The sequence below is a fragment of the Nocardia sp. NPDC003963 genome, from assembly GCF_053605105.1.
Window position 1 is genome coordinate 754,987 of the sequence record NZ_JBSGIP010000001.1, and the last position, 26,208, is coordinate 781,194.

The 26,208-nt window shown below is 67.6% G+C and carries 21 protein-coding genes and 2 pseudogenes; 12 read left to right on the top strand and 11 right to left on the bottom strand.

Going from position 1 to position 26,208, the window contains the following annotated elements; genetic code table 11:
• The first annotated feature begins 6 nt into the window (after positions 1–6).
• A complete protein-coding gene (locus ACWEWT_RS03525; RefSeq protein WP_452555753.1) occupies positions 7–1,179 on the top strand; it encodes a sulfotransferase family protein in 1,173 nt (390 codons plus the stop codon).
• 113 nt (positions 1,180–1,292) lie between these two features.
• On the opposite strand, the pseudogene ACWEWT_RS03530 reads toward ACWEWT_RS03525, so the two are convergent.
• The 3 genes and pseudogenes from ACWEWT_RS03530 to ACWEWT_RS03540 form a co-directional block, all read right to left on the bottom strand.
• A pseudogene (locus ACWEWT_RS03530) lies at positions 1,293–1,527 on the bottom strand (transposase); the annotation flags it as partial.
• A 25-nt stretch (positions 1,528–1,552) separates the two neighbouring features.
• The gene (locus ACWEWT_RS03535) at positions 1,553–2,224 is read right to left on the bottom strand and encodes a response regulator (RefSeq protein WP_452555754.1); all 672 of its coding nucleotides are present in this window, start codon (positions 2,222–2,224) and stop codon (positions 1,553–1,555) included.
• Positions 2,221–3,780 (bottom strand): ATP-binding protein, encoded by a 1,560-nt coding sequence (locus ACWEWT_RS03540; protein WP_452555756.1) that lies wholly within the window; start codon positions 3,778–3,780, stop codon positions 2,221–2,223. The genes ACWEWT_RS03535 and ACWEWT_RS03540 overlap by 4 nt, the downstream gene beginning before the upstream one ends.
• A 172-nt stretch (positions 3,781–3,952) precedes the next feature.
• Between ACWEWT_RS03540 and ACWEWT_RS03545 the strand changes: the two genes are divergently transcribed.
• From ACWEWT_RS03545 to ACWEWT_RS03555, 3 genes are read left to right on the top strand one after another with little or no spacing between them, the layout of a single operon-like run.
• On the top strand, positions 3,953–4,930 hold the full coding sequence (locus ACWEWT_RS03545; RefSeq protein WP_452555758.1) for a Bug family tripartite tricarboxylate transporter substrate binding protein: 978 nt from the start codon (positions 3,953–3,955) through the stop codon (positions 4,928–4,930).
• Positions 4,927–5,505 (top strand): tripartite tricarboxylate transporter TctB family protein, encoded by a 579-nt coding sequence (locus ACWEWT_RS03550; protein WP_452555760.1) that lies wholly within the window; start codon positions 4,927–4,929, stop codon positions 5,503–5,505. The genes ACWEWT_RS03545 and ACWEWT_RS03550 overlap by 4 nt, the downstream gene beginning before the upstream one ends.
• A gap of 1 nt (position 5,506) precedes the next feature.
• On the top strand, positions 5,507–7,057 hold the full coding sequence (locus ACWEWT_RS03555; RefSeq protein ID WP_452555762.1) for a tripartite tricarboxylate transporter permease: 1,551 nt from the start codon (positions 5,507–5,509) through the stop codon (positions 7,055–7,057).
• Positions 7,058–7,358: 301 nt separating this feature from the next.
• Here the strand turns inward: ACWEWT_RS03555 and ACWEWT_RS03560 are convergent, their stop codons facing one another.
• Positions 7,359–8,027, bottom strand: coding sequence for a PaaI family thioesterase (locus tag ACWEWT_RS03560; protein WP_452555764.1), 669 nt, complete (start codon positions 8,025–8,027; stop codon positions 7,359–7,361).
• A 222-nt stretch (positions 8,028–8,249) separates the two neighbouring features.
• Between ACWEWT_RS03560 and ACWEWT_RS03565 the strand changes: the two genes are divergently transcribed.
• The 4 genes from ACWEWT_RS03565 to ACWEWT_RS03580 all read left to right on the top strand — a co-directional run bounded on the left by ACWEWT_RS03565 (position 8,250) and on the right by ACWEWT_RS03580 (position 12,241).
• The gene (locus tag ACWEWT_RS03565; RefSeq protein WP_452555766.1) at positions 8,250–8,717 is read left to right on the top strand and encodes a thioredoxin family protein; all 468 of its coding nucleotides are present in this window, start codon (positions 8,250–8,252) and stop codon (positions 8,715–8,717) included.
• On the top strand, positions 8,693–10,138 hold the full coding sequence (locus tag ACWEWT_RS03570) for a serine/threonine-protein kinase (RefSeq protein WP_452555768.1): 1,446 nt from the start codon (positions 8,693–8,695) through the stop codon (positions 10,136–10,138). The genes ACWEWT_RS03565 and ACWEWT_RS03570 overlap by 25 nt, the downstream gene beginning before the upstream one ends.
• A 98-nt stretch (positions 10,139–10,236) precedes the next feature.
• Positions 10,237–11,058, top strand: a complete 822-nt coding sequence (locus tag ACWEWT_RS03575) for an IclR family transcriptional regulator (RefSeq protein ID WP_452555770.1) — start codon at positions 10,237–10,239, stop codon at positions 11,056–11,058.
• Positions 11,059–11,179: 121 nt separating this feature from the next.
• Positions 11,180–12,241, top strand: a complete 1,062-nt coding sequence (locus ACWEWT_RS03580; protein ID WP_452555772.1) for a hypothetical protein — start codon at positions 11,180–11,182, stop codon at positions 12,239–12,241.
• A 21-nt stretch (positions 12,242–12,262) separates the two neighbouring features.
• Here ACWEWT_RS03580 and ACWEWT_RS03585 read toward each other — a convergent pair whose 3' ends face one another.
• The 3 genes and pseudogenes from ACWEWT_RS03585 to ACWEWT_RS03595 form a co-directional block, all read right to left on the bottom strand.
• On the bottom strand, positions 12,263–13,963 hold the full coding sequence (locus ACWEWT_RS03585) for an FAD-binding dehydrogenase (RefSeq protein ID WP_452555774.1): 1,701 nt from the start codon (positions 13,961–13,963) through the stop codon (positions 12,263–12,265).
• Positions 13,964–14,031: 68 nt separating this feature from the next.
• Positions 14,032–14,718 carry a biliverdin-producing heme oxygenase gene (locus ACWEWT_RS03590; RefSeq protein ID WP_452555776.1) on the bottom strand — a complete coding sequence of 229 codons (687 nt, stop codon included), beginning with the start codon at positions 14,716–14,718 and terminating at the stop codon, positions 14,032–14,034.
• 666 nt (positions 14,719–15,384) lie between these two features.
• A pseudogene (locus ACWEWT_RS03595) lies at positions 15,385–16,815 on the bottom strand (threonine/serine ThrE exporter family protein); the annotation flags it as partial.
• A 514-nt stretch (positions 16,816–17,329) separates the two neighbouring features.
• Here ACWEWT_RS03595 and ACWEWT_RS03600 point away from each other — a divergent pair.
• On the top strand, positions 17,330–19,261 hold the full coding sequence (locus tag ACWEWT_RS03600; RefSeq protein WP_452555778.1) for an acyl-CoA dehydrogenase family protein: 1,932 nt from the start codon (positions 17,330–17,332) through the stop codon (positions 19,259–19,261).
• Positions 19,262–19,264: 3 nt separating this feature from the next.
• On the opposite strand, the gene ACWEWT_RS03605 is transcribed toward ACWEWT_RS03600, so the two are convergent.
• From ACWEWT_RS03605 to ACWEWT_RS03620, 4 genes are all read right to left on the bottom strand, one after another.
• The gene (locus ACWEWT_RS03605; RefSeq protein WP_452555780.1) at positions 19,265–20,071 is read right to left on the bottom strand and encodes a phosphatase PAP2 family protein; all 807 of its coding nucleotides are present in this window, start codon (positions 20,069–20,071) and stop codon (positions 19,265–19,267) included.
• Positions 20,072–20,169: 98 nt separating this feature from the next.
• Positions 20,170–21,060 (bottom strand): NERD domain-containing protein, encoded by an 891-nt coding sequence (locus tag ACWEWT_RS03610; RefSeq protein WP_452555782.1) that lies wholly within the window; start codon positions 21,058–21,060, stop codon positions 20,170–20,172.
• A gap of 87 nt (positions 21,061–21,147) precedes the next feature.
• Positions 21,148–22,551 carry a DUF2252 domain-containing protein gene (locus ACWEWT_RS03615; RefSeq protein WP_452555784.1) on the bottom strand — a complete coding sequence of 468 codons (1,404 nt, stop codon included), beginning with the start codon at positions 22,549–22,551 and terminating at the stop codon, positions 21,148–21,150.
• A 71-nt stretch (positions 22,552–22,622) separates the two neighbouring features.
• Complete coding sequence (locus ACWEWT_RS03620) at positions 22,623–24,305, bottom strand: GMC oxidoreductase (RefSeq protein WP_452555786.1); 1,683 nt, start codon at positions 24,303–24,305, stop codon at positions 22,623–22,625.
• A 188-nt stretch (positions 24,306–24,493) separates the two neighbouring features.
• On the opposite strand from ACWEWT_RS03620, the gene ACWEWT_RS03625 reads away from it, so the two are divergent.
• From ACWEWT_RS03625 to odhI, 3 genes are all read left to right on the top strand, one after another.
• A complete protein-coding gene (locus ACWEWT_RS03625; RefSeq protein ID WP_452557655.1) occupies positions 24,494–25,126 on the top strand; it encodes a CDP-alcohol phosphatidyltransferase family protein in 633 nt (210 codons plus the stop codon).
• A 43-nt stretch (positions 25,127–25,169) separates the two neighbouring features.
• On the top strand, positions 25,170–25,568 hold the full coding sequence (gcvH, locus tag ACWEWT_RS03630) for a glycine cleavage system protein GcvH (RefSeq protein ID WP_452555788.1): 399 nt from the start codon (positions 25,170–25,172) through the stop codon (positions 25,566–25,568).
• Between the two features lie 150 nt (positions 25,569–25,718).
• Positions 25,719–26,204, top strand: a complete 486-nt coding sequence (gene odhI / locus ACWEWT_RS03635) for an oxoglutarate dehydrogenase inhibitor Odhl (RefSeq protein ID WP_030520553.1) — start codon at positions 25,719–25,721, stop codon at positions 26,202–26,204.
• Positions 26,205–26,208: the final 4 nt, after the last annotated feature.

The window sequence follows — 26,208 nt, forward strand, 5'->3', positions numbered from 1 at the left end:
CGAGAAATGATCGGCAGGGATGACGTCGGGACCATCGACGATCTGCACGCCTCCGCCACCAAGGTCATCGGCCTGGACGATTTCGGTGCCGACGACTACCGCGCCGGATTGTCGGTGCTGCTGGATTCCTATGAACACGATGCCGAGCTCACTCCGTTCGGCAACAAGGTCACTCGGGCCCTGCTGCGCGGTGCCCTGATCGCCCGAGCGCTGAGCGAGGCCGGTTGGAAGCAGTATCCGCAGCACGCCGATATCGCGATCGAGCGCCCGATCTTCGTCACGGGTCTACCGCGATCGGGCACCACGGCGGTGCACCGCCTGCTCACCGCCGACCCCGGGCATCAGGGTCTGGAGATGTGGCTGACCGAGATGCCCCAGCCCCGCCCGCCGCGGGAGACCTGGGCGCAGAACCCGGTGTTCCAGCAGTTGCAGGCCGGGTACGAGAAACATCATGTGGAGCATCCCGAATTCATGGGCGTGCACCATATCTCCGCCGATCAGGTGGAGGAGTGCTGGCAGCTGCTGCGGCAGTCGGCGATGTCGATCTCCTACGAATGCCTGGGGTATCTGCCCCGCTATTCCGAATGGCTGCGCGATCAGGACTGGACGCCCGCCTACGCACGGCACCGCCGGAATCTGCAGCTGATCGGTGCGAACGATCCCGGTCGCCGCTGGGTGCTGAAGAACCCGAGCCATCTGTTCGCGCTGGACGCGCTGCTCGCCGTGTATCCGGACGCGCTGGTGATCCAGATGCACCGGGTTCCACGCACCATCGTCGCGTCGGTGTGCAGCCTGAACGAACAGGCGACGGCGGGCTGGTCGGAGAAGTTCCGCGGGCCCGTCGTGGGTGCCGCGCAACTCGAACTGTGGTCGCGTGGCGCGAAGACCTTCCTGGAAGACCGGAAGAAGCATCCGGCGGCCCAGTTCTGCGATGTGTACTACGAGGATTTCGTGACGGACCCGATCGGCACCGTCGAGAAGATCTACACGCATTTCGGAATCGAGTACACCGACGCGGCCCGGGCCCGGATGTCCGCGCTGCACGGTGAGTCCACCTCGGGCGCCGCGCGGCCCGCGCACAAATATTCACTCGCCGATTTCGGCCTGAGCCCCGACGAGGTGGACGCGGCATTCGCGCCGTATCTCGCGGAGCACTATCCGGGCGGTGACCGGAAGTAGGCACCGATGTGTCGGGAGCGGTTCACCCGGCCCGCCACTTCACGACGCGCGATCGTTCCGGGGCCGTCACCCCGGGCCGACCGGCGTGAACGCGAATATCTCGTCGAGCTCGGGTCGGCGACCTGCCTGTCCCGGATCCGCACATGGATGGAGTCGATGAACACGACCGGATACTCTCCGTCCAGAGGACGGTTCTGCCATCCGCCCATGCCGTCGAGCACCCGGTCGGTGACGGTCGCGATGGTTCTCGGCATAGCCGAGGTGGTCGTCCATCTCGCCTTCGAGCGCGGACTCGACGACCAGCTCGGTCGACCGTGCCGGCAGGCCACCGTCACCGGTCAACTGCAGGAGAGTTGTTCCGGCAGTCCCACGGTCAGGTGCCGACCCAGCGGTAGCGGCGCTCGGGGCGGCCGGTTCCGCCGTAGCGCAATCGCACCTCCGCGCTGCCGGTTTCGGCGAAATGTTCCAGGTACCGGCGCGCGCTGACGCGGCTCAACGCGGTGGCGTCGGCGCATTCTTGGGCGGAAAGGTCGGAATCGTTCGTGCGGAGAACGGTTTCGACAAGGAGGGCGGTTTGGGCGGTAAGACCCTTGGGGAGGGCGAGCGAGGTGCGGGGGCGTCCGGCGAAGACTTGGTCGACGTCGGATTGGGCGGCGCGGAAGAGCTCGCCGAGTCTGGTGTGCAGGGCAGCGAAGTGCTGGAGTTGGTCGTAGAGAGCGCCGTAGGTGAAGGGTTTGATGAGGTAGTGCAGGACGCCGCCGCGCATGGCGGTGCGGATGGTGTTCACATCGTCGGCGGCGCTGATGACGATCACGTCGGTGGCTTCGGCCGTTTCGCGGATGCCGCGCAGGACGGCGAGGCCGTCCAGGTCGGGGAGATAGATGTCGAGCAAGACCAGGTCGGGTTGCAGGTCGCCGATCAGGCGGAGTGCTTCGGCGCCGGTGCGCGCGATGGAGGCCACGGTGAAACCCGGTGTCTTGTTGACGTATCCGCTGTGCACCTTGGCGACCATGAAATCGTCGTCGACTACCAGGACCCGGATCATGTGTGAACCTCCATGGGCAAGGTCGCGGTGAAGACCGCGCCGTCGGCGTTGTGTACCGAGACGGTGCCGCCGCGCCGGACGCAGGCCTGACGGGTGATGGCCAGGCCGAGCCCGCGCTGACCGCCCGCGGCGGCTTTGGTGGTGAAGCCGTGACGGAAGACCTCGCTTGCGAGTTCAGGGGCGACGCCGGGGCCGGAATCCCGGACCACCACGTGCACAGCGGAATCCAGCACTCGGAGGTCGACTTCGATCCAGCCGGGACCGGACAGCGCGTCGAGGGCGTTCTCGACCAGATTCCCGACCACGGTGACGAGGTCGCCGGACAGTCCGGCGTCCAGCTCCGGCAACGAGCTGGTGGTCGAAAGCCGCAGTCCCACACTCTGTTCGGCGGCGAGGCTCGACCTCGCGATGAGTAGGGCGGCCACTGAGGGATCAGCGATCCGCGCGGTCACCTCGGCCTGCCATTGATCGCGGCTGGCGCTGACCCGCGTGATGTAGCGAGCGACCTCGTCGTACTCGCCGAGTTCGATCAACCCGGCAATGGTGTGCAGCCGGTTACTGAACTCGTGTGCCTGGGCGCGCAAAGTGTCCGCGGTATTGCGGTTCTCGGTGAGCTTATCCTGCAACCGCACCAGCTCGGTCCGGTCCCGCAGTGTTACAACGGCGCCCAGCGTGCGCTGATTCCACTGGATCGGAGTCCGGTTCATCACCAGGACTTTGTCGCGGCGCAGGCCGATCAGGTTGGTGCCCTCGGCTTTGCCGGTGAACACGTCGAGCAGGCGCTCATTGAGCCCGAGTTCGTACACGCTGTGCCCGACCACATCACCCAGTGTCAGCAGATCCTTGGCTTGATCGTTGACGAGGGTGACCCGACATTGCCGGTCCAAACCGACCACCCCCTCATGGACTCCGTGCAGCATGGCCTCGCGGTTTTCGACGAGCGCCGCGATCTCGGCGGGCTCCAACCCGAAGGTCTGCCCCTTCACCCGCCAGGACAGCGACAGCGATCCGGCGACGCCGACCGCGGTGGCGATCCCGAGCAGGCTGAGCAGTCCAGGGAATGATTCGGTGAGGATCTGCCAGATCGCGGGCTGCTCCTGCTTCGCAGCGACATAGCCGACGACCTGATGATCACCTTGCCCGATCACCGGCACATGCGCGACCACCGCATCGTCGATCTCGCCCACCCAGGCCCCGCCCTCGCTGACTGTGGATTCGGCGAGCAGCAGCGGCTTGTTGATCTCCGACGGGTCCTGCGATGTGAGTACCTTGCCGTCGGCCCGCGCGATGACGACCTCGTCGGCGCCGGAGGCGACCTGCGCGGAGGTTGCGAACGGTGCCAGCCGCAGATGCTGTTTCGGATCGGCCAGCAACACCCGCAGGCTCGGGTTGGCGGCGACGTCCTCGGCGATGCCGAGCATCCGCCCCGACTCGGTATTGCGGAACGTCTCGCTCACCTGCGCGACCACCACCGCGGCGACCGAGGCGAGCAGCACGAACACGATCAGCAACTGCAGGGCAAGCAACTGCCGCGCCAGTGAGCCTTTCTTGCCCACGCCTACCTCCTGTGAAACTGCCCGCCGCCAGTGTCGCCGCTGAACAGCCGAAATAGGTCGTTTTCGGCGTGAACACTATGACCACAACATACGTTGTGGACGCAAAGCAGACAGGACGGCGTGCGCCAGCTCACACTTTCCCCAGCTCAACGATGAGAGATGAGGATCTCCAGTGAAAACTAAAAAGTTGCTGACTGTCGTCGTCGGTGTCGTCGCGGCCGTCGCCCTGACCGCCTGCAATGGCGCGGGCGGTTCGGCCGACAAGCTGTCCGGCGTCCGGATCATGGTGCCGAATTCGCCCGGCGGCGGCTACGACATCACCGCGCGTACCTCGGCGAAAGTTATGGAAGACGCCGGAATCGCCCGCTCGGTCGAGGTCTTCAACCTGCCCGGCGCCGGCGGCACTGTAGGCCTGGGCCGGCTGGTCGGGGAGAAGGGCAACGGCAAACTGGTCATGCAGATGGGCCTGGGTGTCGTGGGCAGCGTGTACACCAACAAGTCGCCCTCCGAGCTGACCGACACCACGCCGATCGCGCGGCTCATCGACGAGCCCGACATCATCGTGGTCTCCAAGAACTCCGAGTACACCTCCATCGACCAGCTGGTCGCGGATTGGAAGGCGAACCCGGGCGCGGTCCCGGTCGGCGGCGGTTCCGCGCCCGGTGGCCCGGATCACCTGGCACCGATGCTGGTAGCCAAGGCCATCGGCATCGAGCCGAAGGCGGTCAACTACGTACCGTTCGACGGCGGCGGTGAGCTGCTGGCCTCGGTGCTCGGCAACAAGATCGCGTTCGGCGTCTCGGGCGTCGGCGAATACCTGGACCAGATCCAGGCCGGTGAACTACGTGTGCTCGCGGTGACCGGGCCCGAGCGCATCGACGGTGTGACCGCGCCGACCTTGAAAGAGGCCGGCATCGATGTGGAGTTCACCAACTGGCGTGGCGTGGTCGCACCGCCCGGCATCAGTGACGAACAGCGCAAGACCCTGATCGACGCGTACACCGAGATGCACGATTCCGCGGAATGGAAGGAAGCGGTCCGCACCAACGGCTGGGGCGACGCCTTCCTGTCCGGCGCGGAGTTCGGCACCTTCATTCGGCAGCAGACCGACCAGTGCGGCGCGGTGCTGAAGGATCTGGGGCTGGCATGAGTTCGACAGCCCCGGAGTCCGGCGACTCGGATGCGAACGTCGGCGGTCCGGAGTGCGGCGGGCCGGAACCGCGCACCGGTGCCGCCGGCTGGTTCCAGGGCCGCTCCGAATTGGTCGTCGCCGTCTTGCTCGCCTGCGCGGGCGCCGTGGTGATCATCGACGCTATGCGGATGTCGACCAGCTTCACCCAGCGCGGCCCGGTCGGGCCGATGGCGATGCCGTTTGTGGTCGGCGCGTTGCTGGCGCTCGTCGCCGTCGCGCTGGCCGTCGATGTGCTGCGCGGTGGCCGCGGTGACGCCGAAGGCGGCGAGGACGTCGACCTGGCCACGCCACCCGAATGGCGAACCGTTGCCTTGCTGGTCGGGGTGTTCGTCGCGAACATCGTGCTGATCGACATCGTCGGGTTCCCGATCGCGGGCACGCTCCTGTTCTGGGGTGCGGCGTTCGCGCTGGGCAGCAGGCACTGGGTGCGCGACCCACTCATCGCAGTGGCGCTGGCCCTGCTGACCTACGTGGTGTTCGGCGAACTGCTGGGCGTCACGTTGCCCGGGGGACCTTTGGAAGGAGTCCTCTGAAGTGGACGCGTTGACCAATTTGATGGCGGGCTTCGGCACTGCCCTCACCCCGATGCATCTGCTGCTGGCCGCGGTGGGTGTGCTGCTGGGCACCGCGATCGGTGTGCTGCCCGGCATCGGGCCCGCGATGGCGGTGGCGTTGTTGCTGCCCATCACTTACAGCGTGGAGCCGACGGGCGCGTTCATCATGTTCGCCGGTATCTACTACGGCGGCATGTTCGGCGGGTCGACCACCTCTATTCTGCTGAACACCCCGGGCGAAACCGCCGCGGTGGTCACCGCGATCGAGGGTCATCCGATGGCCAAACGGGGCCGGGGCGCGCAAGCACTGGCGACCGCGGCGATCGGCCACTTCGTCGGCGGTATCGCGGGCACCGCACTGTTGGTGCTGACCGCGCCTTTGGTGGCGAAGTTCGCGGTGGATATCGGCGCACCCGACTACTTCGCGATCATGTTGCTGGCGTTCATCGCTGTCACCTCGGTGCTCGGCAGCTCGCGGGTCCGCGGATTCGCGTCGCTCGGAATCGGTTTGACGCTCGGACTGATCGGGCTGGACCCGATCACCGGCCAGCAGCGGCTGACCTTCGGGTCGCTGCAGCTGGCCGACGGGATCGACGTAGTCATCGTCGCCGTAGGGCTTTTCGCGGTCGGCGAGGCCCTGTGGGTGGCCGCGCATCTGCGCCGTCGCCCGGGCACGGCGATTCCGGTGGGCCGAGCCTGGTTGAGTCGCAAAGACTTCGACCGTTCCTGGAAGGCTTGGTCGAGGGGGCCTTTCATCGGATTCCCGTTCGGCGCGGTGCCGGCGGGCGGTGCGGAGATCCCGACGTTCCTGTCGTATGCGATCGAAAAGCGGCTGTCCGAGCACAAGGACGAGTGGGGCAAGGGGGCGATCGAAGGCGTAGCCGGCCCGGAGTCGACCGCGAGCGCATCGGCGGCGGGCACGCTGACCACCATGCTGACCCTCGGCTTGCCGACCACGGCGACCGCGGCGGTCATGCTGGCGGCCTTCCAGCAGTACGGCATCCAGCCGGGACCTCTTCTGTTCCAACGGGAATCGGAGCTGGTGTGGACGCTCATCGCGAGCCTGTTCATCGGCACCGTCCTACTGCTGGTGCTGAATCTGCCGCTGGCTCCGGTATGGGCGAAGCTGCTGCGTATCCCGCGGCCGTACCTCTACGCGGGGATTCTGTTCTTCGCCAGCGTCGGTGCGTACGCGGTGTCCGGCGATGTGGTGGACTTGGTACTGCTGTTGGTGATCGGCATAATCGGTTTCATCATGCGCAGATTCGGGTTGCCGCTGCTACCCGCGATCATCGGCGTCATTCTGGGGCCGAATGCGGAGATGCAGATGCGGCGAGCGCTGCAGATCAGTGATGGTGCGCTGGGCGGGTTGGTCGATACCTGGTTCGCTAGAATCGTTTACGCGATCATCGCGGTGATTGTGTGGTGGCCGATCGTAGTGATGATGGTCCGGAAGCTGCGTGGCGGTGGGGATTCCGATGGTTCGGGTAAGCCTGCAGAGGTTGACGCGCCAGTGCGGGCACAGCCGTAGGTCGAGCCTGGATCCGCCGATGTGGTCTCAGGCTGGTCAGCGCGCCTACGGCGCGCTGACCAGCCTGTTTTGGGTATGAGGTAGCCGCTGGTCTGCCCAGCTTTTCCACCAGAGTGTTACACCGTCGATCGGCTCGGTCGGAGACCATGCCCGTTTACATTCGCGGCTGGACTACCGGTCTCCAGCCGAGTACGAGGCCGCCTACTACGCTCGAAACCTGCCACGCCGACCGGCGCTGGTCTGACACCGAAGCCGGTCCCATATCCGTGTCGGTTCATCCTGGACGCGGCCGGCGCCGCGGTCAGGGCTGGCCGGGCTTCAATACGATGAACAGGCCGTTGGCCTCGGCGCACAGCCGGTCCCCGTCATGCAGCGTGGCCTTGATCCACACCTTGCGGCCCTCCTGGCGTTCCGCCCAGGCGCGCAGTTTCAACTCCTTGTTCAAGGGTGTGATCGATCGGTAATCCACCGTGAGCGAGGCTGTCCGGGTGACCGAACCGGAATGCGCCGACCCCGCCAATCCCATCAGATCGTCGAACCCGAGCGAGATGTAGCCGCCGTGGGCGGCCGCGTTCCCGCCGAGGTGGAAGGTCCGATAGGTGATCCGGGCGTCCACGCCGTCGCGGTCCACCCGATCCACGTGGTACGGGGGCAGCGTCACATTGCCGCGCGACGGCAGATCGAAGCGGGTCCAGCCGGGTGCGTCCCATTCCTCGCCGACATAGGTCGCCAGCCGATCGTTCAGCTTCTCCAGGATGCCGGCCGCTTCCTGCACCAGTTCGTCTGGCGGCACCGTCAGCCGGGCCCGGTCCATGAGCGTGCGCACCTGTTCCACGAAATCGCCGTAGTGCGGGCCGCCGCGGCTGGTGTCGACAGTGCGGACCGCGTCCATCAATTCCGACATGGGCCGGAATCCGCCTTCGTGATGGTCGGCGTCGGGGAGGACGTTCCCGGCCTCGTTTTCGCTCATGAGAACACGTTATCGTCCCAGTTGCGGGTGCGCGTTGCCCGGGGCCGCCGCACGGGCATGCGACCGGGCTGCTCGGGCGGGCTCCCGGCGCGTAGGCTGCCGGATATCGGTGGCCGGGGCATGTGCTCATCGCCCGGCGGCCGGAGCCCGTTCGTGCGAGGATTCCGGACGGGGTGAATACGCACGCGGGGCGGTCCGGGGTCGGGCCGCAGGAGGACGACCATGCCGACGACACCACTGACGCAGCAGAACTTCCAGACGGTGGTGGCCACCAATCACATAGTGCTGGTGGACTTCTGGGCGACCTGGTGCGGCTGGTGCACCCGGTTCGCGCCGGTTTTCGAGGAATCCGCGCAGGCGCACCGCGATATCGTGCACGCCACCGTGGAAGCCGAGGCCGAACCCGCGCTCGCCGCCGCCGGACAGGTGGACCGGTATCCGTGGGTCATGGCGTTCCGGGAGGGGACGCTGGTGTACTCGCAGTCCGGCTACCTGCCCGCCGATCAACTCGAGGAGCTCGTCCAGCAGGTCCGCTGGATGGATATGGACGAGTTCCGGCGCGAACACGGTCTCCAGCAGCCCGCGGCGGGCGGACCCGCGGCACCGCAGCGGGAACAGCCCCCGGTCGGCCGGGCCGGGCCGGCGTCCGGACCCCAGGCCTACGGATGGCCCGGACTGCGCAGCGCGTGAAGAACGGACTCGAACCCGGACAGGTCTTCGCCGGCTATCACATCGAACGTCTGCTGGGCGCCGGGGGAATGGGCGAGGTCTACCTCGCACGTGACCGCGATCTGCCGCGTCCCGTCGCGCTGAAGCTGCTGACCCCGATCGCCGGTGACGATCGCGATATCCGGGCCCGGTTCCTGCGCGAGGCCGATACCGCGGCGCGACTGTCGCATCCGAATATCGTCGCCGTCTACGCCCGCGGTGAGGAACAGGGCCGATTGTGGATGGCGATCCAGTACATCGAGGGCACCGATGTGGCGGCGGTACTGCGGCGCGGCCCGGTCCGTTCCGATCACGCGGTACGGATCCTCGAGGAGACCGCGCGCGCACTCGACCACGCCCATGCGGCCGGAGTGCTGCACCGGGATGTGAAACCCGCCAACATCCTGCTGGCCTGGGGCGAACAGCGGCAGGTGTACCTCTCCGATTTCGGTATCGCCAAGGCGCTGGACCGCACCGACGGGCTTACTCGCACCGGGGAGCTGTACGCGAGTTTCCATTACGCGGCGCCGGAACAGTTCGAGATGCGCCCCGATATCGACCGCCGCGCCGATGTGTACTCGCTCGGCTGCACCCTCTACTACATGCTGACCGGGCAGCTGCCGTATCCGGCCACCACCACCGGCGCGCTCATCAACGCCCATCTCAATGCCCCGGTACCGCGGCCCTCGACGGTGGATCCGCGGTTACCGTCCGGATTCGACGGTGTCGTCGCCCGAGCCATGGCGAAGAACCCGCACGAACGGTTCGCCGGCTGTGGTGAATTGGCGCTGGCCGCCCGCCGCGCGCTCATCGAACCCGCGGTGACGATGCCCGCCGTGTTCGCCGCACCCGCCACGGCGTCCCCCGCACCGGTACCTCCGGCCGGGCCGCGGCGTTCGCGTCGGCGCCTGCTCACGGCGCTGGGCGCTGTCGTCGTGGTCGCGATCGCCGGCGTGGCCGCCTGGCTGACCATCGCCCTACGTACGGGAGACGGCGCGCGCGCCGCACCGCCACCGTCGAACGCGAAAGCCGCGGCCGAACAGGCCGCGTGCGAGTACACCGCACTGGTCGCCAGCTACGACTACGACGATCCGGCGGGCTGGGAGCAGAAGGTACAGGCCGGCGCCACCGGGCAGTGGAAGAGCCAGGCCGCGACCGTCCTGCCGATGGCCCGGGTGCTGATCTCCTCGGATCCGGAGCGTTCCCGGGCCGGAGACTCCCGCTGCGCGGCGACCATGGCGGAAGGCGATACCCGCGCCGAGGTCCAGGTACAGCTCACCACGCTCAACCAGGTGCCGGGCGAGGCGGAGACGACCCGGGAGCTGTCGGTGTCCGCGGTGATGGAACTCGTCGACGGGCGGTGGCTGTGCAGTGTCTTCAATGCGCCGTTCATGCCGAGCTGACGGCCTGTGATGGTTTGCACAGGTACCGAAAGGGGCATCGTCATTAGCGTTCGGTTCGCTGCGCATATGCTGGCCGAGCTGCACGATGGAGGTAAGTCTTGACGGTCGAGGTGCTGGCCGACCCGGAGCCGGGCGGGTCGTGGCGGGGTACGCAACCCCCGGCCCGGCCCGCACCACCGGTGTCGATGATCGAGCGAATGACATTGATCCTGGACGCGTTCGAGCCGGCGACGCCCGTGCTCACACTGCAGGATCTGGTGGAGCGCACGGGATTGCCGCGGTCCACGGTCCACCGCATCCTGGACCAGATGATCAGATTGCGCTGGCTGGCCCACTATCCGGGCGGTTATCGGCTGGGTCTGCGCGCCCTGGAACTGGGCGGGCTGGCCGCGGGCCACAACGAACTGCGCGCGGTGATCGGACCACTGCTGCACGAGCTGTGCCAGCGCACCCTGTCGGTCGGGCATCTGGGGGTCCTGGACGGCCGCGATGTCGTTTATCTGGACAAAACCGGTGGCCGGCAGAGCGCGGCGGTGCCGACCCGGGTCGGTGGCCGGCTCCCGGCGCACAGCACCGCCCTGGGTAAGGCATTGCTGGCGAGCCTGGACCCCGGTGTGGTGGAAACATCGCTGCGTGAACAACTTCCCCGGCTGACCCCGCGCACTATCGGCGATCGGCTGGAACTGCACCGGGAGTTGGCGCGTATCCGCAGCCGGCAGGGTATCGCCGTCGACAACGAGGAAGCCGTCGCCGGTATCGGCTGCGTGGCGGTACCGGTACGCCGCCGGGGTGTCACCGTGGCGGCGTTATCGCTGTCCACCCGGATAGGTTCCGGTCGCCCGGCCATCGATACCGGCCGGCAGGCGCGGCAATTGGCGGCGCTGGCCGCCGAGGCGGGACGGTTGCTCTCCCAGGAGTAGATTGTGGCTCGAAGTAGCGCCGGGGCGCGGGGTACGTCAGGAGATCCGACTGAGCAGCAGAATTTCCGAAGCGCTTCACCGGATCACCGACGGTTTGGCAGATCAGGTGGCCGGGGCTGTTGTGAACAGGTACAGCCGATTCGTGCACGGCCTTCGTAATGCGGAGCTGCTTTCCGGGGCCGAACGGCGCGGTACACATGCGGTCGAGCGGGCGTACCAGCCGAGCGCCGTGGAGCGTGCGCTGCAAACCTTGAGTCTCGACAAGCCGATGCGGATCAACGAGGGTTTCAGCTCCAGCTTCATGGGCCGCTCCCTCGGCGGCGCTCGCACTGTCTACAAACCCTCCTATCTGGAGAATCTGGTCGACGCCAGGTCCGGTCTTCCGTGGCGCTACGGGATCCCTCGTGGTTTCGGGCAGCACGCGGCCCGGGAGAATGCTGCCTACCGAGTGGACGAGGCGCTGGGATTCGGCCGCATTCCACCCACCACGGTCGTCGAGAAGGGGCCATACGGTCCCGGGTCGAATCAGGTATGGATTCTCTCGTCACCCGGCCATGCCTTGGCAGCGTGGAGTCGGCGCACGGCAGCAGACAAGAAAAACGCCATGAAGGCGTGGGAGAACTCGTCGTCGGGCAAGGAACGAGACGCCATATATGCGGACTGGGTACGTCCGAACAAGGAGTACCCGCAGGTGCAGCGCGAGCAGATGGCTGTTCTCGACTATGTCATCGGCAATACCGACCGCCACTGGAACAACTACCGAACCGGCCGCGACGGGGAGATCGTCGCCATCGACCACGCGTTCTCGTTTCCCGAATCGCCCGATCCTCGATACGGCATTCGTTCCGATTTCGTCAAAGAATTTCGGCACAGGGAGCTCGGCGCGGAGGTCCTGGACAGTGTGCGAGCGGTCGATTTGGACGGGCTGCGGACCGCCCTGCGCGACACTGGTCTGAGCGATAAGGCTGTCGACGGCGCACTCGACCGGCTCATGGAAGTACGCACCCACGGCAAGATCACCGGCGAGAACTGGCCCGGGGATATTCTGGGCGCCAGAGAGGTCGGGCCACTGATGGCCGAAACGAAGCCGACGATGGCCGCCGCGACCGCACCGCTGCAGGAGGGGTGGATCGAGCTGCGGAGAGAGGATACCGGGCCGCGCGAAGAGCGGGCCGGACCGTAGACGCTGCGGGTTCGTCCAGCGTCAGCTGCGGTCCAGCGATGTGGCCAGGGCCCGGCCGGCGGTCCGGCCGGAGAAGATGCAGCCACCCAGGAAGGTGCCCTCCAGGGCGTTGTATCCGTGCACGCCGCCACCGCCGAATCCCGCGACTTCGCCGGCGGCGTAGAGGCCGGGCAGCGGGGTCCCGTCGGTCCGCATCACCCGGGAATGGAGATCGGTCTGCAGCCCGCCCAGCGTTTTTCGGGTCAGGATATTGAGGCGGACGGCGATGAGCGGGCCGGCGGCCGGATCGAGGATCCGGTGCGGTTTGGCGACCCGGGTGGTGCGATCCCCGAAGAAGGTGCGCGCGTTGTGGATCGCCGATACCTGCGCGTCCTTGGTGAACTTGTTGGTGATCTCGCGATCGCGGGCCACGATCTGCTTCTCCATCGCGGCGTAGTCCAGTTGCGGGCCGCGGGCCAGCAAGTTCATCCCGTCGACGAGCTCGCGCAGCGAATCGGCCACCACGAAATCGACCCCGTGTTCCTTGAACGCCTCCACCGGCTGTGGTGCGCCTTTGGTGAACCGGCTGCGCACCGTGGTGAGACGGTCCTTACTGGTGATATCGGGGTTCTGCTCGGACCCGGAGAGCGCGAACTCCTTCTCGATGATCGACTGGGTCAGCACGAACCACGAATAGTCGTAGCCGGTCGCCAGGATCGCCTTCATGGTCGTATTGGTATCGAAACCGGGGAAGCACGGTGCCGGGAGCCGTGCACCGTTCGCGTCGAACCACAGCGACGACGGACCGGGAATGATCCGGATGGCGTGATCGGGCCAGATCGGGTCCCAGTTGTTGACGCCCTCGGTGTAGTGCCACATGCGGTCCCGATTCACCAGCGCGGCACCGGCCGATTCCGCGATACCGAGCATCCGCCCGTCCACGTGGGCGGGTACGCCCGAGATCATGCTGTGCGGTGCGGGTCCGAGCCGGTCCACCGGCCAGTTCTGCCGGATGAGATCGTGATTGTGGCCGATACCGCCGGAGGTGACCAGTACCGCGTGCGTGTCGAACTCGAAATCGTCCACCACGGTCCGTGAGGTGGCCACCCCGCGTGCGAGCTCGGTCGGTTCGAGCACGCTCCCGCGCACCCCGGTGACCGCGCCGTCCCGGACGACGAGCTCGTCGACGCGATGGCGGAACGCGAATCGCACCAGACCCCGGCGTTCGGCTTCGAGAACCGGTTTCAGGAACACCTCGAGCACCCCCGGGCCGGTACCCCACGAGATATGGAACCGTGGCACCGAGTTCCCGTGGCCGTCGGCGAGGGCCCCGCCGCGTTCGGCCCAGCCGACCAGCGGGGTCACCCGCAGCCCGAGGTCGTACAGATAGTCGCGCTTCTCGGTGGCGGCGAACCGGACGTAGGCCTCGGCCCACTGCCGGGCCCAGTGGTCCTCGTCGGCCCGGTCGAACCCGGCCGAACCCAGCCAGTCCTGCAGTGCCAGTTCGTAGGAGTCCTTGATACCGAGTCGTCGCTGTTCGGGGCTGTCCACGAAGAACAGCCCGCCCAGCGACCAGAACGCCTGGCCGCCCAGATTGTTGCGGTTCTCCTGATCGAGGACGAGTACCCGGTGTCCGGCCCGGGTCAGCTCATAGGTGGCGACGAGACCGGCCAGCCCGGCTCCGACGACGATCACCGGGTTCTCGTCGGCCGATACCGGGCCGGCGGCAGAGGTTTCGGACACGGTTCACCCTTCGCTCACGGTCGCTTCGGGCCGGAATGTATCAGATGACCAGGTCGGCCGGTCGGTGATCAGGAAGGGCGCCGAGTCGGAAATTCGGCGGCCAGTTCGGTGAACACCGCACGGTTGAGGACGAACGCGCGTTTGCCCTCGTCGAGGATACGGCGCTGCTCGAGTTCGTCCACGCCGATCCGGTCGAGCAGTGCCCGGTATTCGCGTTTGAATGCCGCGGGATTGCCGATGCCCTCGAATACGTAGAACCGCACACCGTCGCCGCGATGGGGCAGATCCCAGAGCTTCTCGGCATTGCCGCGGATCACCTGGCCGCCGGAGAGATCACCGAGATAGCGGGTGTAGTGGTGGGCGATATAACCGCCGGGCCAGGTCCGGGCGCATTCCTCGATCCGCGCGGCATAGGCGGCCGTCGCGGGCAGCGGGGTGAGTTCGTCACGCCAGCCAGGTCCGGCCAGATGCGCCAGATCGCGCTCCAGTTCCGCGGTGCGCGCCAGTTCCGGTTTCATGAACGGGCCCGCCACCGGGTCGGCGGCGAGTGCGTCGGCGTATTCCTCGAGCGCCCGGTAGATGAACCAGAGCTGCCCGGTGTAACTGCGATAGGAATCGATACCGAGCGATCCGTCGAGCATTTCGGTGATGAAGGTCGAGTTCTCCGCCTCCTCGTGCTCGCGGGCGGTGGCCTCCCGGATGCGGGTGGAGAACGCGGAAACGGCCGGCTCGGTGGTTTCGAATGTGTCCGGCATCGAATGAACCTTCCTGCGGATGCGGCCCGGGCACTTCACCCGGGCCGATTGCGCCGGTCGCGTGGTGCGGGAGCGCACCACGCGACCGGGCGGTAGACAACCCGACGATACCGGTTCCGGCGGTCGGTCAGGGTTACTCCGTCAGCGGGCGTCCGGTCGCAGCGCGGCCGGTAGCGGTTCGGTCGGCGCGAGATGTGCGTCCGCCGTGCCGACCGCCACCGGATCACCGATTCCGGCCCCCACCGGCCCGCCGGGAACGATGATCGGCATCGCCATGGTCGGCGACAGATCCTCGTCGGCACCCAGGGGTTCGGCCGGCAATCCCAGCGGATCCGCCGCCGGCGCGGGCATTTCCAGCATATGGGCGGGCAGGGCCGCCGGCGTCGCGTCGGGCAGTACCACGGGCGGAACCATCGGCGCCGGTTCCAGATCGTGGCTCCAGATCCCGCGATCGAACTCCGGGACCGGTGACGTCCCGCGTTCGGCGGGCCGCGGCACCTGGGGCAACTGCCCGGCCGCCGGCAGGCTCAGGGACAGATCCCGCGATGCTTCCGTGGTGGGCGTGGAATGTTGCACGGGCACCCGCACCGGATGGCGCCCCGGTACCGTGCCGATCCGCTTGCCGAGGTTCACGCCGGGGCGACGCTTGCCGAGGTTCACCGCCGGGCGACGCTTGCCCAGGTTGACCGTCGGTCGGCGCTTGCGCTTGACCACCGGGCGGCGCAGCGTGCCGAACTTGCGCAGGACCGTCGGGCGGTTCACCGTCCGGTCGAACCATTCACCGAGCGTGACACCGCCGGCCAGTGCGCAACCGATACCGAAAGCCGCCAGCAACTGGTTCGCGCCGCGCGCCAGTTCATCGTTGAGCAGCCCGTACAGACCCCGGTAGATGCTCAGGCCCGGCAGCAGCGGGGTGATCCCGGCGAGTGCCACGACCAGCGGTGGGGTGAGCGCACGGCGGGCGAACAGACCACCGACGAGACCGACTCCGATGGCGGCCGCACCGGCGGCGACGACCGGTCCGAAGCCGGCGGTGATCACCAGCAGGTAGCAGATGGTGCCCATCGCGCCGCTGCCCGCCGCGGCGGCCAGTGCGCGCCGCTCCGCATAGCAGGCCAGGGCGAATGCCGTTGCCGCCGCGGCACCGGCCACGACCTGCACCGGGAGGTTCGTCAGTCCGTGCCCGGGGCTCATGTCCAACGGTACGGTGGCGTCGAACATTTCACCGATGCGCAGGGTGAGGGCGATACCGGCGATGATCCCGCCGGTCATCATCAGCAGTTCGAGCATCCGCGCGGCCGCCGTGATCGGTGCTCCGGTGATCGCGTCCTGGACCGAACCGACCAGGCTGAGCCCACTGAGCAGCACCGTGATCCCGGCCGCGATGATCAGCGTCGGACTGACCGAGATCCCCAGTGGCCCGGCGAATGCGGCCAGCACGACCGCCGGGACAGCGGCGATCGCGCCGCCCACCAGATGCTGGAAGAAGAACGGCAGGCCGTGCCGGTTGAGCATGCGGTTGGTCCGGTCGATCAGCGCCGTGGTGACGAAGCTGAGTGCCGCGACGAGGAATCCGCCGCCGAGCAGCAGCGAGATCGCGGCCGCCATGAGCGACCAGCCGAAGGTGGCCGTCCACCGCTTGTACGGGTGGGGTGCCGTGGTGATGGCGTCGAGGGCCCGGCGCGCCTCGTCGGGCGGCAGGACATCGCGACGGATCCGCCGGGTGAGCCGGTCCACGGCGGCGAGTCGGGTGAAGTCGAGCGAGCGGTACTGCACGACCCGCATCGAACTGGCCGACGGCAGTCGCGCGCCGCGGTGCGCGTAGATACGGATCGAGTTGTAGGTGACCTCGACATCACAGGCCGACAGACCGTACGTGGCGGCGATGAACCGCACGGTGGTCTCGGTGTCGGTGACGGCCGAACCCGATGCCAGCACGACCTCACCCATCCGTACCGCCAGATCCAGCACCTCGGCGACCGCGGCGTCATCGGAGAGGTCGATGGGCTGCAGCGGGGCCGGCGCGGACACGATCGTGTCGGCGGTGGCGGAACGGTCGGCGACCAACTTGTTGATGGCCCCGGTGAGGACGGGCAGGCGCAGGGGGTTACGCCGCGAGTCGGCGTAACCGGACGGGTCCGGATTGATCGGTGGTTCGGAGGTCGCTCCTTCCAGGATTCCTTGCGCAGCCATAGCCGCGAAGGTAGTGGTCCGGGGGCCCTCTTTTCCACCGCAAAAGCCACTTCGAAATTGTGACGTTCGTTACGTACCGGTTTATTCGACAGGCGAATTGGAGAAAACGCCTCGATCGCGCCTCTGACCTGGGTCGTCTTCATAAGCGCCCTACCCGGTTCCGGAGGCGTTACACCCTACGTGTTCTGCGTTACACCCCAGGGGATTGCGTATCTCCGCTTCCGCTCCGGCCGCGCGTGTCTTCCGGATCGGCCCGCTCGACGGTGTTCACCGTGCATACCTCCGCCTTTGCCCGGCGGTGCGCGCACGGCGGAAGGGGCGTCGGCCGGCCGGGCTCGTCGGTGTGATCCCTGCCTTCGTTCCGGCGTGCGCGGTTCGTGACGGGTTTCGCCGAGATACGCCCGATAGGGTCGGAAGTATGAGCACCGGCAGCACTTCGACAGCGCAACGTTTACGTGCGGCACTGGACGGGCCGTGGGGCGAGGTCCGCGAACAGGCTCGCACCCAGCTCGCCGGACAGGAGTACACCGGCGATCCCGATCTCGATCTGCCCGAGGCCCGGGCCCGGGTCCTGGAGCAGATGCGCGCACTGGCGAAACTGGGCTACGCCGAGCGCGGATTCCGGCGGGAGAACGGCGGCACCGGTGAGCCCGGCGCGGCCGTCGTCGGACTGGAGATGCTCGCCTACGCCGATCTGTCGCTCTGGGTGAAATCCGGGGTGCAGTGGGGGTTGTTCGGTGGCGCGGTGGAGAACCTGGGCAGCGAGCGGCACAGCGAGTACATCCGGCGGTTGATCTCGCTCGACCTGCTGGGCTGTTTCGCGATGACCGAATCCGGGCACGGCAGCGATGTCGCGAATCTGGAGACCACCGCCACCTACGATCCGGCCACCGAGGAATTCGTGATCCATACGCCGACACCGTCGGCGCGGAAGGACTACATCGGCGGTGCCGCCGAACACGCGCGGATGGCCGCCGTCTTCGCGCAGCTGCGGACTCCCGCGGGGGAGCACGGGGTGCACTGCCTGCTGGTCCCGATCCGGGACGACGAGGGCAACGACCTTCCGGGCGTCACGACCTCCGATTGCGGTCGCAAGGGCGGCCTGCCCGGGGTGGACAACGGCCGGATCGTGTTCGACCAGGTGCGGGTGCCGCGCGCGAATCTGCTCAACCGCTACGCCGATGTCGCACCGGACGGCACCTACAGCTCCGAGATCGACAATCCGAGCCGGCGCTTCTTCACCACCCTCGGCACACTCGTGCGCGGTCGGGTGAGTGTCGGTGGCGCGGCGGCGGCCGGCGCCCGGGTCGGTCTGAGTATCGCGCTGCGGTACGCGCTGAAGCGCCGCCAGTTCGGCGATCCCGACAACGGTGCCGAAACCCTGCTGCTGGACTACCGGATGCATCAGCGTCGGCTGCTGCCGTTGCTCGCGCATTCCTACGCGCTGTCGTTCGCGCAGAACGATCTGGTCCGCCGAATGCATCTGGTCCAGACCGGCCAGGATCTCTCGGGTGGGGCGCAGCGGGCATTGGAGAAGCGGGCCGCCGGCCTGAAAGTGGCACAGACCCGGCACGCCACCCGCGCGATCCAGGAATGCCGCGAGGCCTGCGGTGGCGCCGGATATCTGACGGAGAACCGCCTGGTCACCCTGAAGGCCGATACCGACGTTTTCACCACCTTCGAGGGTGACAATGTAGTGCTCACCCAGCTGGTCGCCAAGGAGATCCTGACGTCCTACGCCGATGAGGTCCGGGATCTGGACGCGCTGGGCTGGGTGCGTTTCGCCGCGACCATGGCCGGCGATGTGGTGCGTAAGCGGTCCGGGGTGCGTCAGCTCATCCAGACCCTGCGCGACCGCAGTGGCGAGACCGTCGACGAGGGCGATCTCGGCCGGCGCGATACCCAGCTCGCGCTCTTCGCCGACCGCGAGGACTATCTGACCCGGACGGCCGCACACCGGTTGCGGGCGCGTGCCGAGGAGACCGAGCCGTTCGAGGCGTTCAACAATGCCCAGGACCATATCCTCGCCGCCGGTGCCGCCCATATCGACCGGCTCATCCTCGAGGCGTTCATCGAGGGCATCGCCGATATCGAGGACGAGGAGGCGCGCCGGCTCGCCGAGACCGTCTGCGATCTGTACGTGTACTCGATCCTGGAAGAGAACTCGGCCTGGTACATCATGCACCGGTTCATCTCGGTGGAACGGGCCAAGGCTATCCGGCGCGGAGTGAACGAACTCGTCGACCGGCTCCGCCCGGATGCGCTCACCCTGGTCGAAGGGCTGGGTGTCCCGGAGTCCATGCTCGGCGCCGCGATGCTGGACGACGCCAGCGTCTACGAACGGCACTAGCCGTCAGCGGGGTGCGCGGTCCGGTCGGCCGGACCGGGCCGGCAGCGCGCGCCCGATGTACACGGCTGCCCAGTAGAGAGCGATCGCCAGTGCGGTGGCGGCTGCGGCGCCACCGACGATATCGGTGGCCAGGTGGTAGTCGAGCGCTGTCATACCGATACCGGCCCCGGCCAGCGCGACAGCGGTGAGCGTGATGATCACCATGCGGGCCCGCGCCGAACGCAGGAGCAGCACCAGCGTGGTGACCATCGCGACCAGGTGCACGGTATGGCCGCTCGGGTACGCGAGATAATCGTGCAGCGGCCGGGACCAGAACGGTTTCAGCACCCAGGCGTTGATGGCGACCGCCGTTTCGGGTACCAGCACCATGGTCGCGGTCTCCCACCCTCGGCGCTGCCAGGCGAACCACGCGGCACCACCGCACAGGATCGCCAGCACCACTCCGGTATTCGTCGCCAGCGCCAGCACCTCGGCGATCCAGGGCCGGGGGTCCAGCCGGGGATCCACCTGTTCGTTCACCGCCAGGTCGAAGGTCGTCGGTCCGCCGCCCGGCGGGAAGGAGAGGGGGATCGCGGCGGTGACAGTGGCTCCGGCGGCGGCGGTGACCGCGGTGGTGACGGGATCCGCGGTGTCCGCGGGTCCGTGGTCGCTGGGGCCGGCCGCGCTGTCGCCCGCTCCGTCGCCGTCGCTGCCGGGCGGATATGCGCCGGGACTCGCCGGTGTCTCCGGACGGTCCGTGTCCGCCCGGTGGCTACCACCGACGGGCTGTTCCGCGCCCGACGGGTCCGGCGCGCCGGATGCAGTGCTCACGATCCGACCCTAACGGGCGCGGCCCGGCGCGGCCCACCGGTGGCCGGTACCCGGCGGCGCCGATGCCGAAGCGCGCCGTACCCGCGTGCGTGGGCGGCTCACCCCGGGCCGTAGGTGAGGAACGCGGTGATCACGAACCACAGCATCCAGGCGATCGCGATGAACATCCCGAGCGCGAAACCCACGCGCATCACGGCGCGGCCGAAATCGATATCGCCGACCTCGCGCGGGTACAACCGCCACGGGCTGTACCAGGGGGAGCGGAACCGCCGGGTCCCGAGCGAACGTTCGTACTCGGCGAGATCCTCCGCGTACTGCTCGGCTTCGGCCTGGGCCGGCCCACCGTGCCACAACGTGACATCGATCGGGCCGATGAAACCTTCCTCGAGCAGGTGCTGCGGCGCCGGGAGGTAGGGCAACATCCCCATTCCCCGGAACGACACCGCCACATCGTTGACCGTCCAACGGTGCGATTCCCGTTCGGCCAGCACCCCGAAGTAGTGGCGCAGCCCGTTACCGTCGTGGCCGAGGATGACGTCGAAACTGGGATCGTGCACCTTCTGCTCGATCTGTACCGGGGCGTTCTCCAAGGGCACGATCAACGCCACACCGTGTACCGCGCGCTGGCCGAGTCCCCGTGCGGCCAGCCAGGTCTGCAAGGCGAAAGTGTGTTCGCGGGAGCGTTCCAGCGGTGATCGATTATCGCTGGTCTCCAGTTCGGCGCGTACGCCGTTGAGCGTCCAGTCGCCGGTCAGCGGGACCTGCAGGGTGCCGCCGTGGGTGGAGCGCAGCGCCGCGACATCGATGACCACGCAGCTGGTCGGGGTCCAGACGATGGCGTCGAAATGGTGGGTGACGTCCTGATGGACCAGACCGCAGTTCACCGTCGCGATCCCCTGCGGGCTGCCCGCACCGTCCCAGCCGCTGAGCCAATCGATGAGGGCCCGTTCGGCAACGCTGTCGGTGCTGTTCTGTACCTGCACGAGCATGGTGACCGCCCTTCGCGTCCGAGCCGAGGCACTGGTGTCCGAGCCGAGGCTGTGGCGGCGCCGGCTGCGCGGCGCACGTGATCGAAACTACCGGTCCGGCTCCTGCACCGGAAGTTTACCGGCGCGAACCGCCGCGAGCAGTTCCTCGTGATCGGCCTCGGTGCGGTCGGCGTAGCGCAGCGCGAAATCGGCGATCGCCTCGTCGAAATCTTCGTCCTCTCCCAGATAACCGCTGATCAGACGGGGGTCGAGGGATCGAGCGTGGGCGCGGGCGAGCAGCGCTCCGGCCAACCGTCCGTAGTCGTCGAGGTCGTGCGGTTCGAGTTCCTCCGGGGCGATTCCGCCCTTGAGGTTGCGGAACTGGCGGACAATGAAAGGTAGTTCCTCCGTACCGTTTCCGGTAGGAACGGACATGGTGGTCCAGCCGAGGAGGATATCGGTCTCGGTCTGAACCAGCCTGGCGCCCTGCACGATTCGCTTACCCTCGTGTTTCGCGGTGGCAACGCCGAGTACGGGTGCCAGCGACGACGGCGCCGCCTGTTTGAGCTGCAGCACCAGCACTTCGCCCGAATTGCCGTGCAGCAGTGCGACATAGCTGTGCAGTCCGACACTGCCGGTGCCGACGACGCGGAAGGCGATATCGGCGACCGCGAACCGGGCCAGCAGCCCCTGCCGGGATTCGCGCAGCGTCGTGCCGTAGCGCTCGAGGGCGTCGATGGCGGCGTCCTCGACCTGCTGGGACACGGTCGTGAGAATCGGTGGATCAGCGACGAAGCGGTGGCTCTCGATCCCGGTTTCGTGATCGTCGATATGGGTCCACTTCCGCACGACCTTGTCGCTGTTGTTCTTACGGGCCTTCTTCGCCGCCTTCTTGAAGTTGTCCAGCAGATCCTCGGCCTCGACGCGGTCGAGGATGGATTCGTCGGCGAGTGCGGACCAGGTCGTCAGGAACGGCCGTTCGGCCAGCGCGGCGGCGACCCGGCGGTAGCTGCCGGCGGCGTCCGCGGCGGCGGTCCGGCATTCGTCCTCGTCGGCGCCGCCGACCCGGCCGGCCAGGACCAGACTGGCCGCCAGCCGCTCCAGATCCCATTCCCACGGTCCCGGTACCGTCTCGTCGAAATCGTTGATATCCATCACGATCTCACCGCGCGAGGTGCCGTACAGGCCGAAGTTGCCCGCATGGGCGTCCCCGCAGAGCTGGGCGGTGAAACCGGTATCCGGGCTGCCCGCCAGATCGGTGGCCATGAGTCCGGCGGCGCCCCGGTAGAACGCGAACGGAGAGGCGATCATCCGGCCGATCCGCAGCGGGATCAGCTCGTCGATGCGTCCGCTGTTGGACGCCTCGACGTATTCGAGCACCGACGGTCGCCGGTCGGTGCGCACCGACCGGTCGCGGGCCGTGCGCGGCACCCGGTCCCGGACGGCCCGGCCGCGGGCGAACACATCGTCGGCGGGGGTGTGGGAGCGCAGCGGGATACGACTGTTGGACACCCGGTCACGGTACCGATGCGGCGAATCGCCCGGGTCCCGCGTGCTCGCGGGACCCGGTGGCCGGGCTCGGATCAGCTCGCCCGCAGTGGTGTGATCGGCAGGCGCAGCGCCCCGGGCGCCGCCGCGGGGACCGCCGGTCGTACCGGTGCGACCGGGGTGATCCGTTGATAGGGGGTTCCCAGCCCCGGCCGGGTGTCCTCCTGGTTCTTGTTCGGCCAGAAAGCCATCGCGCGCTCGGCCTGCGCGGTGATGGTCAAGGACGGATTCACGCCGAGATTCGCGGTCACCGCGGATCCGTCGGCGATATGCAGTCCCGGGTGCCCGTAGACCCGTTGGTAGGGGTCCACGACGCCGGTCTCCGGCCGGTCGCCGATCACACAACCGCCGATGTAGTGCGCGGTGGCGGGGATATCGAGAACGTCGGTGTAGAGCCCGTGGGTGTCTCCGTCGATCTTCGCGGCGAACCGGCGGCCCACCTCGTGTGCCAGTGGTATCCAGGTCGGGTTGGGTTCCCCGGTGCCCTGTTTCGTGGTCAGTTCGCCGCGGCGCAGGAACGAGGTGAGCGAATTGTCCAGCGATTGCATGACCAGCAGGATCACCGAGCGTTCCGAGGCGTGGCGGGCATTGAAACTGCGCAGGAACACCAGCGGGTGCCGGACCGCGGCGAGCAGGAAGCGCAGGAACCGGAACGCGCCGCCGTCGATCACCGGCGCCGAGAGCGGGAACAGGGCGTTCTGCCCTTTGCCGTAATGGCACACCTCGATATGGGTGTCGGCCTCGGGATGTATCGAGGAAGTGATGGCGACACCCGCCGCGAAATCCCGGCGCGAGCGGCTCACCACCGCCAGGATCGCCTCGGAATTGCTGCGGGTGAGTTCACCGAGCCGCGGGGAGATACATGGCAGCACACCTTTGTCCCGCATCCGGTGCAGCAGCCGCTGGGTGCCCAGTGCCGCGCCGGCGAACACCACTTGCTCGGCGGTGAAGGTGCGTTTGCGCTTACGGATCCACCGATCGGGACGTTCGGTCTCGACGGCGTAGCCCCCGTCGGGCAGCGGCCGCACCGCCGTGGCCGCGGTGAGCGGATGCACGGTCGCACCCGCCTGCTCGGCAAGGAAGAGATAGTTCGTCGTGGTGGTGTTCTTGGCGTTGTGCGGACAGCCGGTCAGGCACCGGGCGCAGTGCACACAGCCGCTGCGGCGCGGTCCCGCGCCGCCGAAGTAGGGGTCCGCGACCTCGGTACCGGGGTCGGCTTCGTTGAAGAACACCCCCACCTCGGTGGGATGGAAGGTTTCGCCCACACCCATATCGGTGGCGACGTCGCGGATCACCGCGTCGGCCGGGGTGGTCCGGGGGTTGGTCGCGACGCCGAGCATCCGCCGCGCCTGGTCGTAGTAGGGGGCGAGTTCGGCCTGCCAGTCGGTGATGTGCGCCCATTGCCGGTCCGTGAAGAAATCGGTGAGCGGTTCGTAGAGGGTATTGCCGTAGATGAGGGAGCCGCCGCCCACGCCGGTGCCGGAGAAGACCGCGCATTTGCCGAGCAGGCTGATCCGCTGCGGCCCGGTGAACCCGAGTTTCGGTGCCCAGATGGATTTGCGCAGGTTCCAGTTGGTGCGCGGCAGGTTCTCGGCGTCCCACCGGCGGCCGGCCTCGAGCACCCCGACCCGATAGCCTTTCTCGGTGAGCCGCAGGGCGCTCACACTCCCGCCGAATCCCGATCCGACGACCACCACGTCGTAGTCGAACTCTGACATGATCTTCCTCTCACCCGACACGATGATGAGATGGTTTCATACTCATCCTTTCATCGAATGACGCGGCGGGGGTGTGCTGGCGTCGCCGCACGCCATGCGGTAAGCACTGGCATGTGAAGAGCGATTCGGGAACCGGCGGATCCGAGACCTCGGCCACGGACCGCGATCCCGGCGGTGCGCTCGGCGCGGTGCTGTCCGACCGCCTGCTCACCGTCCCCAACGTCCTCAGCGTGCTGCGGTTGATCGGTGTGCCGCTGTTCCTGTGGCTCCTGCTGGTGGAGCACGCGGACGGCTGGGCGTTCACCCTGTTGATCCTGAGCGGGTTCACCGATTTCCTCGACGGCAAACTCGCCCGGCTGCTGGACCAGTCGTCGCGGCTGGGTGCCCTGTTGGACCCCTTCGTCGACCGCCTGTACCTGGTCACCACCTTGATCGCCTTCGTCGTCCGCGGGCTCATTCCCTGGTGGGTGGCCGCCCTGCTGATCGGACGCGATCTGGTGCTGACCCTGACACTCACGGTCTACCGCCGTCGCGATCTGGATCCACCCGAGGTCATCTACCTGGGGAAGGCCGCCACCTTCGCGCTCATGTCCGCGCTGCCCTGGCTGCTGGCCGGGCAGATGGACTGGGCCGGTGCCGGTTTCGGCGCGGCCTTCGGTGGGGCACTCCTGATCTGGGGTACGGCCGTCTATGTGTGGACCGGTCTGCTCTACCTGGGCCGGGCCGTCGCCGTGGCGCGCCGGATCCCTCCGGCCCCGGCCGGAGGGGGTGCCACACACGGCGGGGATACCGGCGCGGCAGAGGACGGCGGGCTCGCATAGAGTTGCGGGCATCGTGCACGACGACACGAGGAAAGGACACCACGTGAACCGGGCTCCGGAGGATCTGCGCTACACCGCAGAACATGAATGGGTGCATCGGATCGAGCCCACCCGGGTCCGGGTCGGGATCACCGATTACGCCCAGTCGCAACTCGGTGACGTCGTGTTCGTACAGTTGCCGGAATCCGGCGCCGCTGTCGCCGCCGGAGACAGCATCGCCGAGGTCGAATCGACCAAGAGCGTTTCCGATATCTACGCTCCACTGAGCGCGAAAGTCGTTGCGGTGAACCAGGAATTGGAGGCGAAGCCGGAAACGCTGAATACCGATCCCTACGGTGACGGGTGGTTGTTCGAACTCGAAGTGGACGATGCGTCCGCACTGGACTCGAGTATCGCCGAACTGCTCGATGCCGCGGGTTATCAAGGAGTTATCGGGGGCTGATCCAGCCTTCCCGGTTCTACCTGCACGGGTGCGGCCCGGCAGGGTACGGTCAATGCCAACGGATGTGCCGCCCGGAGTCGGGGCCGCCCAGCCACGTCTTATCGCGGCATCTGCCTGCATGGTTTATGAGGTTCGAGGAGGAGAGAAACGGTGAGCGAGAACAAAGACCCGGGTTACGGGGAGACCGCGGCCGAGACGACGTCGGTCTTCCGCGCGGATTTCCTGAACGAGGTCGACGCATCGCGCTCCGGCGAGCCGACCGGCGAACAGCCGGTGCAGGGTGTCGAAGGTCTTCCGGTCGGGGCGGCGCTGCTCGTCGTCAAACGCGGCCCGAACGCGGGCTCGCGCTTTCTGCTGGACCAGCCCACCACATCGGCCGGTCGGCATCCCGACAGCGATATCTTTCTCGACGATGTCACCGTCAGTCGTCGCCATGCCGAGTTCCGGCAGGACGAGGATTCCTTCCAGGTCGTGGACGTGGGCAGCCTGAACGGCACCTACGTCAATCGCGAACCGGTGGATTCCTCGGAGCTGCAGAACGGTGACGAAGTACAGATCGGGAAGTTCCGCCTGGTGTTCCTCACCGGTCCGCGGACCCAGGAGGCCGGTTCGGCCGCCGGTGCAGGAAGTCTGTGAACAG

Bases quoted from the DNA above. Each gene is read 5' to 3' on its own strand.
- ACWEWT_RS03525 (WP_452555753.1), top strand. From the start codon at position 7: ATGATCGGCAGGGATGACGTCGGGACCATCGACGATCTGCACGCCTCC.
- ACWEWT_RS03535 (WP_452555754.1), bottom strand. From the start codon at position 2,224: ATGATCCGGGTCCTGGTAGTCGACGACGATTTCATGGTCGCCAAGGTG.
- ACWEWT_RS03550 (WP_452555760.1), top strand. From the start codon at position 4,927: ATGAGTTCGACAGCCCCGGAGTCCGGCGACTCGGATGCGAACGTCGGC.
- ACWEWT_RS03560 (WP_452555764.1), bottom strand. From the start codon at position 8,027: ATGAGCGAAAACGAGGCCGGGAACGTCCTCCCCGACGCCGACCATCAC.
- ACWEWT_RS03565 (WP_452555766.1), top strand. From the start codon at position 8,250: ATGCCGACGACACCACTGACGCAGCAGAACTTCCAGACGGTGGTGGCC.
- ACWEWT_RS03570 (WP_452555768.1), top strand. From the start codon at position 8,693: ATGGCCCGGACTGCGCAGCGCGTGAAGAACGGACTCGAACCCGGACAG.
- ACWEWT_RS03590 (WP_452555776.1), bottom strand. From the start codon at position 14,718: ATGCCGGACACATTCGAAACCACCGAGCCGGCCGTTTCCGCGTTCTCC.
- ACWEWT_RS03600 (WP_452555778.1), top strand. From the start codon at position 17,330: ATGAGCACCGGCAGCACTTCGACAGCGCAACGTTTACGTGCGGCACTG.
- ACWEWT_RS03610 (WP_452555782.1), bottom strand. From the start codon at position 21,060: ATGCTCGTGCAGGTACAGAACAGCACCGACAGCGTTGCCGAACGGGCC.
- ACWEWT_RS03620 (WP_452555786.1), bottom strand. From the start codon at position 24,305: ATGTCAGAGTTCGACTACGACGTGGTGGTCGTCGGATCGGGATTCGGC.